Here is a 12909-nt window from a genome sequence, read left to right on the forward strand (position 1 = left end):
AAGACATATGCAAAATCAGAAACAAAAAGGCAGACCGCCCAAGGAAAAGGGCACTGCCAAAAGAGAACATTTTTCAGTATGGGTGAGTGCTGAACAGAAAAGCCAGATCAATCAGATCATATCGAAAAGTGGGCTTTCCGCCAGTCAGTATTTCTTGACACTGGCGCTGGACGTCCCTTTTAAAAAGCCGCAGAAAAGATCGCTCCCAAAACAGGTCGCTGACACAGTCCGAATTCTGGAACAGCTTTCAGGTATCCTGTCTCTGGCAGTCTTAAAGACCAAAGATCAGCAGATGCTTTCCGCACAGTGGCAACAGAGCAGTCAGCGTGTCCGCTTACTTGCTGAGCTCATCACCTTGTGGGTATTTGAATCCTTTGAGATCCGTAGCATAAAGCAGTCACTTGGTAGCCTGTGCTCATGGTTAAATGAGCTTGTAAATTTTCTGTCCTTGTTTCCTGACGAGCTTGAAAGCAAGCAGCAACTTATTGAAGAGTGCCGGTTGAACGTCCGGCTTGCGCGTGAGCTGCTCGATAAATACGAAGCTTACTACCAGATCCCGCTATTAGAACTGGAACCGGCCTGGAAAGTAGTGAAGACTGAAGCCAGCGCTGTCCATCACGAGATTGAAAGTGCTCTTACCACGGTACTTAAAAAGATGAAGGTATGATTGGGAAAGCAAGTTTGGGCAGTAGCGCCAAAAGGCTTATCGAGTACTGCTACTATGACAAAAAGGTTTCAGCGAAAATGCAAAGAAAGCTGGACATAGAAGAAGTCCGTGGAGAACTGGTCTACATACAGAACCTGGGAATTAAAATACAGCCAGATGGAAAACTAGACCTGGATTACCTGATCAAACAATTTGAGGATAATCACTCGAGGAATACGCAGCTGACTAAATACATCTGGCATCAATCGTTTAGCTTCGCGCCGGGCGAAAGACCCGGTAACGAGACCATCACCAGCATCACTACTGAGTTTGCCAAGGAGTTTGGATTTGAAGAGAACCAAATGCTTGTCTTCAAGCATGAGGACACAAACAATCACCATTTTCATATCGTTGGAAACCGGCTCAACCATAACGGGAAAAATACAGCCGATCACTTTAAGAACTACGCCCGGATCGGGACATTCTCTCGCAAAATGGAGCATAAATTGGGACTAGTCCAAGCACCTGATATGCGCATCAACCAGCGAAAGACACAGGAACTATCAGTAACCGACCATGCACATTTGAAGCTTAGGCAGACGATTGACAAGCTGTTAGATAACGTAAAATCCATTGATGAGCTTAAAAAAGAATTGATGACTGTGGGATATAAATCTTACATCGGGCGCGGCATTGCATTCTTTAATATGCAGAAGAAAATTAAGATCAAGGGTTCTGATTTGGGCCGTGATTATTCGCTTTCTTCTCTTGAAAAGAGGCTGGCTCAAAATTTGGAAATCGGCCTCAAAAAAGAGCTAAAAACCAATCTCAAAAAACAGAAAAAACACGGTCTGGGCTTATGAATACGGGTTTTCGTGGAGAATAACCTATTTTAGCCTAAAATAACCAATTGCACCTATGAAACTGAAAGCAATTAAATTCTTTTCCCCGGAGGAAAACGTCTCCAAAACCAAAGCGGTTGAAAAGGCCTCACCACTTCCGACAGGTTACATTTCTAATTCCGGCAAGCTTGTTTTCCCGGCATCCGCGTTACGCGACCTGGGAATTGATCCTGAATCTACCCATTTCAAAATTGGAACCCAGGAAGGAAAGCGAAAAATCAAATCCGTATATCTTGTTCCGGCAGCGGGTTCCGATCAAACTTTTTCCTTTGAGAAAAGTGGCAGAGGCCATGTAATTCCACTAGCCGTTATTCTCAAAAAAGGTAACGTCAACTTCGAAAGCGAAAAGCTGATCTTCAAGATTTCCACCTTTGATTTTGATCAAAATACCAAAGGCTTCGAGCTGGTCATCGAAACCGAAGCGCCAAAACCTGAGTATACCGGAAAGCCCCCTGTCAGAAAGCCTAAGGCTTCGGTTGATGCAGAATAGAGCTACATAAAAATGCAGGTAACTGGGACCGGTTACCTGCTTGATTTGGGGCCACGTTTGTTTACTGATAATTAAGCTAACCCAGTTGTATGTGCCCCTGGGCACTTAATGAAACCACCAGTGGTTTCATCCTGCGGCTGTACAAGCAGCCTCTGTGAAAGTTCATTCTACTAGCACAGCAATTCCCGCCTTCTCGGCTTTGCGCTCTATCTTTTGTTTGAGGCCATAATAACCCCAATTCCGGAAAAGGAACGGGTCTTCCTTTGCCTGCTGCTCCTTCTCCGTCTGGTCCACCAGCAGAAGAGTCGCTGCCTTATTTTTAAGGCATATATCAATTAACCTCTTACTGTATACGTGCTGCTTGTGCGACACATACCGCTTTTCGGATTGTATCAGCTGATCGATGCTCGTTTTCCTGAGATGCCTTCGGCTGGCTTGATTCATAAAGGCCATTGCCTTTCTCTTCCGCCGGATGGCAGCTTGGATCGCAAGTCTCTTATAGAGATACTCGTCTTTGCTTCCAATTGTATATCGTTTGGAGCCGACTGAAACGATGATCGGGTAATCCAGCGACAAGCTCGCCTCTGCTATGATATCCTGATCAAGCTGTTGCCCTTCCCATTCTGTCTGAAAAACAGCGAGCATGAAAACCTTTCCTTTGTCAAGCACCAGCGAGCTGGTGCAAAGCTTGACCTGACCAGCGAGTAGCCTTTGAAGCATTTCCCGCTTGTCATGGCCTGTTTTCCCCAGGTATGTTCTGAACGGAATATCAAAAAGCGAGAAATGAAACACTGCCCCTTCTTTGCTGCTTCTTAGCTTCTTGACATCGGTTCCTTTGAATGGGATCGGGATTTCTTTTTTAAAGCTTGGTAATGTGCTTTCACCGCTAGCAAGCGACTTGCTCATCTTGTTAAAACTGGCAACCAAATTTCCATTCAAGGCGCTCATGACGTGCATCGGGATACTGCCCTTATAGTTTTGGGCAAGCACCTGATAGCTCGTGTTCATCCGTGACGTAGAAAGTATCCCATACTCGTCCTTCTTGATGTCAGAAAGCCTGGCCCTTACACCTTCGGTCAAATAAAGCATCTCCCTGAGTTGCTGCTGGACGTAATGATGCGTATAGATCTGGTTGGCGGCTTTGAAGCAGATGTAGCGCCATTGGTAGAGGGTATCGATAATCTTGTTCTTCTGATCTATGTCGTCCGAATCGATCAAGACCCGGATCTTCCGCGTGGTGAAAAGCTTTTCCATGATCTATCGTCCATTTTGTTTCCGATGATTTTTGACAAGCTGACATGCTTTAATGTAGTGCTGCTGTACCTGGGTTTGCGGATAGCCTAGCATGGAGGCGATGTCAGCAAAAGATTTCTTCTGGTCTTGTCTGAGCTCGAAGACCGCAGCCTGCTCGGTACTCAGAATATGATCGTAAGGATCGGACTGCTTTGCTTGCCTTATAGACACGGTCGTGCGGGGCACTACCATTTTTTTAAGCTCCTCTATGGCTTTTTGGATTTCGCTGGTCACATGCAGCGTACTGGCTCCTATTCTTTTCGCCACCTCGCGTGCGCTGTGCCCGTCCCTGAAATGAAGGCTGGCTATCAACTGACGCTGTTTGGGCAGAAATGAGATCGCTTTCGAGATTTCTTCCAACCTCTTTCCTTCAGTGCCGTCCGCGAAGTAGCTATCCACATCTGGCTTTTCACCCAGGAAAGGTTCCAAGTGGTCTATTTCTGTCATTTTCCGGTATATCTGGTATGCCGGTTTTTGCACTTGCTTTAACACCTGCCAACGAAGGTTGAGGCGAATAAACCGGTATGCGTGAGAGAGGCTTTCAATCTTATCTCGATGTGCCCAGACTTTTAGGTAACACTCGTGCAGGATGCAGCTCACCAGAAACTCGTCATTAACCAACCCTCTACCAAGGTAAAGTAGGCTGTCATAAGTCCGCTTGTAAAAATAATCAAGTGCTCGCTCGTTACCGCTGCGGAAAAGCAGCAGGTATTGCTCGTTACGAGCGGACGTCTTGGAGAGTTCATGAAGGGCCATAGCATTTACGATAACTTGGGCAACAAAAGAAAATAGCAACTCTATGAGTGCCGACAATCATTCATATGCACACGTTATGCGAACGATTGTTAAAACAAATATATCGAAAGTTACCAAAAGACACACATGTGTGTACTGAAAATTTTTACGCTTCCCGTACTTCGTCCCAAGCATGAAGGACCAAGACAACATTGGCAGAATAGAACAGTACGTAATCGACTACGTCAGGGAACTACGTGTGACTAATAATTTGCTTCAAGAGGATATTGCCAGTATTCTTGGAACTACAAAAGCATTCATCAGTAATGCGGAAAGCACCAATCATCGGGCTAAATACAATCTCAAACACATTGATAAGTTGGCCCAGTATTTCAATCTCTCTCCCAGGGACTTCTTACCTGAAAAGACGTTACAATAATCGGATTGTGTTCGGGTCATAAAATTGCAAATCGACTTGGCACTTTCAGTCGCTCCTACAAATCCATATTGGGACTGCTACAAACATATAGCTTACATATGGTCAAAGCTGGAGACGGGGCTAAGTCGGTGGCTACTCGAAGGACATCGGCTAGATCGTGTTCAGTGCAAACGAAAGTTACAAAGTAAAAAAAGACGGTTGCAAGCCTACACTTTGTCATCCGGCTTTTTAGCTGATCCCGCATCAGCCAGCCGCACCTTAAACCGCCGGATGGGCTTGCTACCAAGGGGACGAGCCCCGTCATTTTTTCATTGAGTGGAAGGCAGCGATTGCCCTGAGCACAAAGCCGGGCCTTAGCTACTTAAATGCCTTTCAATCATGAGAAATCTTGAAAGTACTCCTAAAATCTATGTGGGAACCTACAGCCAGTACAACAATGGATCGCTATTCGGTAAATGGTTTGACCTGACAGACTACTCAGATCTAAAAGAATTCTTGCGAGATTGCCACGAATTTCATCGAAATGAACTAGATCCAGAGCTGATGTTCCAAGATTGGGAGAACATCCCGGATTTTTTGATATCTGAATGCAGCCTTCACAAAGAAGCGTTCGGCTACTTTGAAACCATCAGTGAAATGGACGACGAGACTGCCGAAGCATTCGAGATTTATTGCAAACAGATCAACTATTGGCCAAACAATCGCTATGAGCTGGAAGACCAACTTGAAAGTTTCCGGGAAAGCTACCGCGGATTCTTTGGCGGATCAATGAAAGATCCAAAGCTTGAATACGCCTATCAATACGTCGAAGAAACAGGACTGTTGTCCGGTGTGCCATCCGCGCTCGAGAAATATTTTGACTACGAAGCCTTCGCCAGAGACTTGTTTTTAGAAGGGTACAGTGAATATGAAGGTCATGTTTTTGCAGATTATTGATTAAGAGATTGAGTGCGGTAACTGATGATGTCAAGTTGTCGCACTCAATCACTAGATCATTTTATGCAAGATGTCTTATAGTTGAGTTTTCTGTTCGCGAATTGCAAACAGACTCTGCCTGCTTCATTCGGAAATTTTGTAAACACAGATGGATCAACTTGAAGTGTATTGCTTGACGACTTCTTCGAAAAGTAGCGTCAGTTATAGAATGCGAATATTCTTCTATTTCAATTTCCCCCCTCTGGTAAAACCCATTCAGAAAAGCTCGCAAGTATTTTTTCAAAAGTGCAACATAGCGCACTTTTGCCATCTTTTATCAGCCAATAACAATTTTCAACATCGAAAAGAGCGCTTTAATGCACTTTTTAGCGTATATTTGAATAATAGGTTTTACAAACGGGAAGGGCAATGCATCTTGGTAGCATATTGAAGGAACGAAGAAAACTTCTTGATATAACCCAGGAAACGCTTGCCGATATGTCAGGTGTTGGATTGAGAACATTGAAACAGCTAGAAAGCGGAAAGGGAAATCCTACCATCATCACATTAGAGAAAGTTGCGGATGTACTCGGAATGCAGCTCGTTCTACAAATCAAATCGATGGATCAATAGCTATGAGGGAGGCGGAAATTATGTACAAAGGCGAAGTTGCTGGCAAGCTAATGCAGCATAACGATGGTTCGTTTAGTTTCACCTACGAAGATGCCTGGATAGCAAACAGCCAGAAACCTCCTGTTAGCCTCACTTTGCCGAAATCAGTCAAGGTGTATAACGCCAAAACTCTTTTTCCCTTCTTTGCTAATATGTTGCCGGAGGGCGTTAACAAGCATGTTATCTGCAGGTCCCTAAAAATTGACGAGGACGACTATTTTGGGCTTTTACTGAACGTTGCGCAGTACGACGCAATTGGAGCTGTCACAGTCAAACGGACAAATGACTCGGCATGAGTATACCTATTATCAAATACTGTCCGGGTACATTAGCCGAAGGCTATGATACTTACAGCAGACCATGCCTGAAAAGAATGTTCAATGGGGCGAAAGTATCACATGTATTACCGTATGACTCGCCAGCTTCCGGGGGCCTTGCTAACATAGCGTTCTTGCAGAGCCAAAGGCGAGTGTCAATTTCCGGCGTCCAAGAAAAATTTTCCATAATTCAGGTCAAGAGTAAGTTGAGATTGGTTGGAGAGGGCGAGCAGGGAACGCACATCCTTAAACCGATACCCACCATCGGTAGTAATCCAGATCAAATGCCAGCCAATGAACATTTGACGATGCAAATAGCCCGCCAGGTTTATGGCATTGAAACGGCAGACAATGCACTTATTTTCTTTGAAAACGGTAAACCCGCATATCTGACCAAGCGCTTTGATGTCCATGACGGAAATAAAAAGAAGGCGGTAGAGGATTTCGCGGCTTTGGCCAACAGAAGTCCTCAGACCCACGGGGAACATTACAAGTATCTGGGTAACTATCTGGACCTCTTCAACGTAATGAAGAAATATCTTCCAATCTATAGACTAGAATCGCCCAAACTATTTCAACTAATCATGTTCAATTATCTATTTTCAAATGGCGACGCCCATTTTAAGAACTTTTCGATAATTGAAACCGGCATGGGTGATTTCAGGCTCAGTCCTGCGTATGATCTTCTTAACAGCCGACTTCATGTAAATGACTCCGACTTCGCGCTGGAAGATGGGCTCTTGCCCGCTCAACTATCAAAGGGGAATATTGCCAGACGATTCCATACACTTGGAGAGCAAGCAGGCTTGAATACGAAATCGATTACATCCATCTTCAACACGATGCTTTCAAATTCGAAAAAGGTCGAAAGCTTGGTCAAGGTCTCATTCTTGAATGATCGTTCCAAAAGAAATTACCTACAGGCATATCAGACCAGGCTGAAGAGGCTTGCCAAGGTTTGAAAATAGCCACCCATGTCTAGCATCCGCGACCCAATCTCAATGTAACAAGCTAATACTCAAAATATTCAAACGTCTAATAGTCAATACATTACACTACATAGACCTATCAGAATTTTGAGTTTTCCGTGCGTCATGGAAGAGATTTCTACAAGATCGTGGTCTTGCTGATTGTCAGTCCGTTAAATCAATCGTTCAAATCCCTCGCTCCCCAAAAAACTTTATAATGAAAGTTTGTTTCGTCGAACATCCCACTAACCTAAGCAAGTAATGATCGCACTCCCAAGTTCCACCAGAATATTGGAGCAATTTAAGTTTAACAAAGATCTAATCCTTTACTTTTACTTCGATATATAGATGATCTTCATCAGGCTTGTCTGAGAATACATAAAGCGTGTCGCCTACGCTCGCTTGGTCAACAAACGGAGTTTCTAGAACAAACCGACTGCCGTCCTGGAAGATGGTATCAGATCGGAACACTCTCCCTTTGCTCTTTCTATGATAACCTCTCAACATATCGGGTCTCAACATCGCAAATTTCCTCTCGGTACTTACCTTTTCATTAACCGGGATCAGAATGGTTAGCTCCTTATCGTTCATCAGATCCAATCCTTCTCGCAGCGTAGCATTGTGGCTCGAATGATGTCCCGCCTTGTACAAAACTGTCCTGCACAGTAAATCTTTACCGGTTACCTCGGAATTGTCAAACTTTAGATTCATCCAACTTTTCCAATTACCGATCTGTGCGTCTCCCACGAAAAGAAGCACTTTCTTGGATTTTACCAATTCAAATGCTAGAACCAGGCTCGTGTTATTGGTGAGCGAATCCATATGAAGCGATAGCCTGCCTGTTTCCCCGAGCCATTCCGCGTCTATACGTCGCCATGGCTCTGATTCATACAAGTCTTTGATGTTAGATTTAACTGATTTGGAATCGGAAGCCGATTCCGCAGCGGCTGTACTTCTTGTCGTGCTTTCTTCAAATGAAGGTCCGATGCTGGCAGGTTTAGCAAGTTCAATGTCAACATACCTCTTAGCAAACGGAAAATCACTCTCCGTCGACGATTCTCTCCCAACCGCCAATTGTAGAGCATCCAACATCAGCGTGCTAGCAATATCAATATTGGCGAAGTCCATCACCATGTCCAGTCCAACTACGGCATCTGTCTTGTCCGGATTAAGCTTTTTAAGCGACGTTTCATTAAAAGGAGGGCCTAGTACGTACACTTTAACTCCATTACCCGTACCTGGCAAATAAAAAGATTCACCCGGAGTGAGAAATTGTACGTTATGCTGAGCTATATCCAGTAGTTTGCTCAGGGCGCATCCCCCACTTTGGGTTTCCGCAAATAAATCCAAACCGGCCTTTTGGCTCTGCATTGAACTTATAAGACCATCGGGGTCAAGTTGAGTTTTGATGAGCTCGTTTATTTTCTTGTTCTTGTTCCAGTATTTCTCGGTCAACGATCTAATTGCCTGCCCCTCCTTACTTTTTTCACTGTCCAGGTATGACAACCACAATTCCCTTTCCTCTCCTTTAAGCATGTCACCGGCGTGCAAGAAGCCGCTTAAATGATCTTTGTGCTGGTGCGTAAGTACCATAGTCAGCTTTTTGTCTCCAACCGTACTTTTGATACTCTCGGCTATTTGGACTTCCCGGTAGGTATTGTCACCCTCATAGGACCCAAAATCTATCAGAAGATAAGTCTCCTGATCCTCGTTTGTAAAGTGTAGTAGGAAACAATCCCCCAGATTCTTCTGGTTGTACATTCTGATTGTTGCTGTGACTGACATATTAGATGAATTAGTGTAAATGCAATGCTGAAAATGGCTCCTCGGACTGCATTAGTAATGCGTTATTATCTCCCAAGCTAGATGCTTTGACCGCATACTCAATCTGGCTGACAAGTCTGCCCGCATTATTCACGCTTTTCATGATGATGTAATTGATGTCTAATGTCGCCAGATCGATGATCATCGATGCCCCTCCACGAAAAGCATATATGTCATCTTTAAAATAACCCTGGTATCGACTGCCTGTCAGATCAACGTAAACTTTTTGCAGAAAAGTGATAATCATCGTCTTAATTGTATTTCCGGAACTTAGGTCCGATACAATAAGCGGCCGACATTTAAACACTTGAAATTTGTCACGCTCGACTTTGGTAGAAAGGGAGACAGAAATTTCATTGCCGTTTTCATCCAGACTTACGCAATCGTAAGAGATCTTTCCAAAGTCCATTCCAAGAAGCTTCTCCTTGCCTTCCAGATTGCCCTCGAAAATACTATGCACGGCTGCACATAGACGTCGTGATTCATTGAAGATTTTGCCCCGGTCATTTTCGCGAAGTATTTTCTCAATACTATTCAATGCGTCTTTTCCCTGGCGGTTACTGTTAGTCTTGGCGCGGTCCGGGTCAAAACAGTTTACGATATCCTCCTTAAACTCGTTTAGCAGCGCTTGATTAGAAACATATTCATCGGGAGATTGCCATTCCAGGGATTCTGCCGAAAATGTGTTCACATCCTCAGGAATTATGCCCCAGTTACGAAAAGACTCCATTACTGCGAAACGAAGACCTTCTTCGTCATCAGGATTTCGTTCTACATCCGCGGTGATGAGCGCGCGCAAATAGTCGCCAAACGTCAGATCGGTAGGCGGGCAATAGTCTAACGCCCGGATACAGATATGCATTAACTTTTCAGAAATTTCGCACGCCTCCTTCGAAAGCCTTTTCACCAAGTCAGGATCGATTTCCCCATGTTCCAAAACGCCTGTGCCGTCCGAAGCAAGCCTGATCAGGTCGGCCACCCTAAATTTGTACAGTCGGGCAAATGCATCGAAAACAGCTGCCACTAGGATAGCCCCGCGATTATGCGGCTCTGTCTCCTGGTGGATTTTTTGCGGATCCGGTTGACCGGGCTGCCATTTTCCATTCTTGTCTTTCTCTATCAAAAAACTACGAAGCGCGCGCCTGTTACCAGAAACTGCTTGTCCAAATTGGATTGCCAGGTCTCCTAGTATATTTTCAGTGGAAAGTAAATCCCCACGCGAATTGCGAATCTGGTCTTCGACCACGGTCCTGAATGTAAATCTCTGCAACAACGCGATGATATCCGCCAACCCTTCATGAAATGCGAACATATCGTGATTTGTATTTTCCGTAAGATAGGGATGTAAACTATGTAGGATAGCATGGGTTGCTTCATGAGATACAATATCGGGAGACAGGCAAGTGAAAATAGTCGCTCCTGGGACATTGTTCCCATTCCAATTACTGGATGCCCTGAAATAACCGAATAGCAAAGCGTTTTTAGATGGTGAGTAAAAAGCATTTTGCTGTCTCATAGCATGAGGATAAATACGGAGTTTAGGCACAAATTGATGTTCATAATGCCCAGAAGATGTCGTCCCTTCCTGATCCTCCGAATCAACAATTCGGGACCAGATGATCTTCCTTCCCAAAGCTTTCTCAAATTGGTGGATTACGTTCATAACAACTGCGTATACCTGCTGTTGGTGAAATCGGGGATCGCCTTCTGAAAGATTAAGGCCATGATCAGCCAGTACAAGTGGATCTTGTAAAGAAATTGCTTTGTAGAAGCATTGCTTGGTTGGATCGTAGTCTATTACTTCGACATATTCCCCACAGGGTCCTGTCCCTGTTTCCTCCCAGGGAATTTTATAAATCACTTCATTACTCTGTCTTTTACTCAATGTTGAGGAAAACGATGGGTCGAAGGCATACCCTTTCAACCTCCTGAAGACCGGAGTAGGATAGTTCTTTTGCTTTTCCATGAGGTGTGTTAGAGAATCATTTTCCTATTAGGGCAAACTCGTCGAGTAAGCATCATGTTCGATCACTTTCAGAAGATTCCAAATCTTCCATGAACGTTTCAATAATTTTTTGATATTTGGTTGGCCAAAGCTGCGGTTTGAATTTGGTAGTCATCCCCCCCCCCTCTAAATAATATTCATCCGGATCCACATATATCATAGAAAACTGCCCAAAATCGGAAGAATGGTTTAATTTGATTTCATTAAAAAGTTTTTTCAACTCACCTGATGTGAAATCATAATCTTTACTTACCGACTTTGTTTCTCCATTCGAGGCTGATTTTTTTTTGATTGTCAACAACATAGGCCGTTTTTAGCAAACTTAAAGAAAATACTAAAACGGCTCTACTAGAGCCACGTCAGCGTTACTCGCTACTGAGGCTACAGGAGGCATCAGTGAATCATACGCCCTAATCGCTGAAATAATGCCTGCGCCAGAATGTTGATCCCAACCAGCAGGACCTATATCCGTTGCTGTACTTTTAAGGGCAGTTTTAAGCCGGGCTTGTGTCAGTGTCGGTACAGCCTGCTTTAACAGCGCTGCCACTCCGGCAGCGACAGGAGTTGCAGCAGATGTACCGGTATCCGAATTGAAATATCCAGTGAAATGCGTAACGCTGCAAAAGTCAGGTTTATGCGGGTCAAGGGATGCCGGCCCCTGGCTGCTATATCCCACAAATTCTCCATTGACATTGACCGCTCCAACTGTAATAACCTTAGGGTGTCCATTGGCGCCCCAAATACTTTTTCCTGGGCCAACCGAAGACCCACATCGTCCATCGGGACATGTATCTCCACAGTTACCAGCCGCAAACAAAACTATTATACCTGTTTCGATGGCTTCCACAACAATACGCGAGAAAGGGTGATTTGGATCATTCACATAGTCGGGTGCCCAAGCCGGTTCATACATGCCCCAGCTATTTGACAGCACATGAGGCGTACCGTTGACCTTATACTGATTGATTGCCCACCGATATGCACTAATAGCGTTCGACAGCATACCGGGAACATCCGGACTTGCAATTCGCAAATCGTATATTTTTGAATCAGGAGCCATCCCTAATGCATCAGTTGCGCACATATTACCATGGTAGTTCCATCCACGTGCTGCCGTTCCCCAGTCTGATGGCCATCCGCCTATCACATTATTTATCAATGCCGCCGGCGTCTCTCCGGCTGCCAACACCCGTCCTTTCGCAGTAATTCCTCCGTCCACAATCCCAATGACCATATTTTGACCATGTATTCCTTTCGCTCTTAATGCGGTTACACCTAGAAAGTCTGCGACATTATCCAAATTCCCACGCGGAGTACTTGGTGAACAGTCGCATGGAGGAATAGGACATGCGAAGGGCTCAACGATAGCATCGGACCAAATGGCCACAACATCAGGATTGCTGAGAGTGGTAGCTCTTTGATCGTCAGTGAGTGACTTAGCTCTGATCAGTAAGTGCTGATTATCTTCATTATTAAGATTCATAAACAGTCTTTGCGCGTTGGTAGGTTTTATCTTAATTGCTGCGAAAGCGCTGTCCGTTTCAATTCCTAATTGGGTTAACCCAGCAATAGAGCTGCCTGCCGCCATAGCGAATGGGGCATTCTTGGGGGCTTTAAGCTCAATAAGTACCGTATTTGGGCGACGGTTTATTTTTGGTGCATTGATAGTCATGACTTTGATGGTTTATGATGGGATTTAAAGA

At 44.5% G+C, this 12909-nt stretch carries 14 protein-coding genes; 8 read left to right on the top strand and 6 right to left on the bottom strand.

Features of this window, described 5'->3' with window-relative positions; all coding sequences use genetic code 11:
• Window positions 1–7 precede the first annotated feature (7 nt).
• Genes AC2YIT_RS17740 through AC2YIT_RS17750 form a run of 3 tightly spaced genes read left to right on the top strand, consistent with a single transcriptional unit; the run spans window position 8 to window position 2038 of the window.
• Window positions 8–667 carry a plasmid mobilization protein gene (locus AC2YIT_RS17740; RefSeq protein WP_487280046.1) on the top strand — a complete coding sequence of 220 codons (660 nt, stop codon included), beginning with the start codon at window positions 8–10 and terminating at the stop codon, window positions 665–667.
• The gene (locus AC2YIT_RS17745) at window positions 664–1509 is read left to right on the top strand and encodes a relaxase/mobilization nuclease domain-containing protein (RefSeq protein WP_487280047.1); all 846 of its coding nucleotides are present in this window, start codon (window positions 664–666) and stop codon (window positions 1507–1509) included. The genes AC2YIT_RS17740 and AC2YIT_RS17745 overlap by 4 nt, the downstream gene beginning before the upstream one ends.
• A 55-nt stretch (window positions 1510–1564) precedes the next feature.
• Complete coding sequence (locus tag AC2YIT_RS17750; RefSeq protein WP_487280048.1) at window positions 1565–2038, top strand: hypothetical protein; 474 nt, start codon at window positions 1565–1567, stop codon at window positions 2036–2038.
• A 162-nt stretch (window positions 2039–2200) separates the two neighbouring features.
• Here AC2YIT_RS17750 and AC2YIT_RS17755 read toward each other — a convergent pair whose 3' ends face one another.
• Window positions 2201–3292 carry a nuclease/transposase family protein gene (locus AC2YIT_RS17755; RefSeq protein WP_487280049.1) on the bottom strand — a complete coding sequence of 364 codons (1092 nt, stop codon included), beginning with the start codon at window positions 3290–3292 and terminating at the stop codon, window positions 2201–2203.
• Between the two features lie 3 nt (window positions 3293–3295).
• The gene (locus tag AC2YIT_RS17760; RefSeq protein WP_487280050.1) at window positions 3296–4087 is read right to left on the bottom strand and encodes an RNA polymerase sigma factor; all 792 of its coding nucleotides are present in this window, start codon (window positions 4085–4087) and stop codon (window positions 3296–3298) included.
• Between the two features lie 172 nt (window positions 4088–4259).
• Between AC2YIT_RS17760 and AC2YIT_RS17765 the strand changes: the two genes are divergently transcribed.
• The 5 genes from AC2YIT_RS17765 to AC2YIT_RS17785 all read left to right on the top strand — a co-directional run bounded on the left by AC2YIT_RS17765 (window position 4260) and on the right by AC2YIT_RS17785 (window position 7371).
• Window positions 4260–4505, top strand: a complete 246-nt coding sequence (locus AC2YIT_RS17765; RefSeq protein ID WP_090373381.1) for a helix-turn-helix domain-containing protein — start codon at window positions 4260–4262, stop codon at window positions 4503–4505.
• A 378-nt stretch (window positions 4506–4883) separates the two neighbouring features.
• A complete protein-coding gene (locus tag AC2YIT_RS17770) occupies window positions 4884–5441 on the top strand; it encodes an antirestriction protein ArdA (protein WP_487280051.1) in 558 nt (185 codons plus the stop codon).
• Window positions 5442–5849: 408 nt separating this feature from the next.
• On the top strand, window positions 5850–6053 hold the full coding sequence (locus tag AC2YIT_RS17775; RefSeq protein WP_090373383.1) for a helix-turn-helix transcriptional regulator: 204 nt from the start codon (window positions 5850–5852) through the stop codon (window positions 6051–6053).
• Window positions 6054–6055: 2 nt separating this feature from the next.
• Complete coding sequence (locus tag AC2YIT_RS17780; RefSeq protein WP_487280052.1) at window positions 6056–6388, top strand: HipA N-terminal domain-containing protein; 333 nt, start codon at window positions 6056–6058, stop codon at window positions 6386–6388.
• A complete protein-coding gene (locus AC2YIT_RS17785) occupies window positions 6385–7371 on the top strand; it encodes a type II toxin-antitoxin system HipA family toxin (protein ID WP_487280053.1) in 987 nt (328 codons plus the stop codon). Before AC2YIT_RS17780 ends, AC2YIT_RS17785 begins: the two co-directional genes overlap by 4 nt.
• Window positions 7372–7695: 324 nt before the next feature.
• Here AC2YIT_RS17785 and AC2YIT_RS17790 read toward each other — a convergent pair whose 3' ends face one another.
• From AC2YIT_RS17790 to AC2YIT_RS17805, 4 genes are read right to left on the bottom strand one after another with little or no spacing between them, the layout of a single operon-like run.
• Window positions 7696–9162, bottom strand: a complete 1467-nt coding sequence (locus AC2YIT_RS17790) for a hypothetical protein (RefSeq protein ID WP_487280054.1) — start codon at window positions 9160–9162, stop codon at window positions 7696–7698.
• 10 nt (window positions 9163–9172) lie between these two features.
• On the bottom strand, window positions 9173–11167 hold the full coding sequence (locus AC2YIT_RS17795; protein ID WP_487280055.1) for a hypothetical protein: 1995 nt from the start codon (window positions 11165–11167) through the stop codon (window positions 9173–9175).
• A 52-nt stretch (window positions 11168–11219) separates the two neighbouring features.
• Entirely contained in the window at window positions 11220–11510 is a 291-nt protein-coding gene (locus AC2YIT_RS17800; RefSeq protein WP_487280056.1) for a hypothetical protein, read from the bottom strand.
• 30 nt (window positions 11511–11540) lie between these two features.
• Window positions 11541–12878 (bottom strand): S8 family peptidase, encoded by a 1338-nt coding sequence (locus AC2YIT_RS17805; protein ID WP_487280057.1) that lies wholly within the window; start codon window positions 12876–12878, stop codon window positions 11541–11543.
• Window positions 12879–12909 lie beyond the last annotated feature (31 nt).

The organism is Dyadobacter sp. SRI_021 (assembly GCF_057586235.1).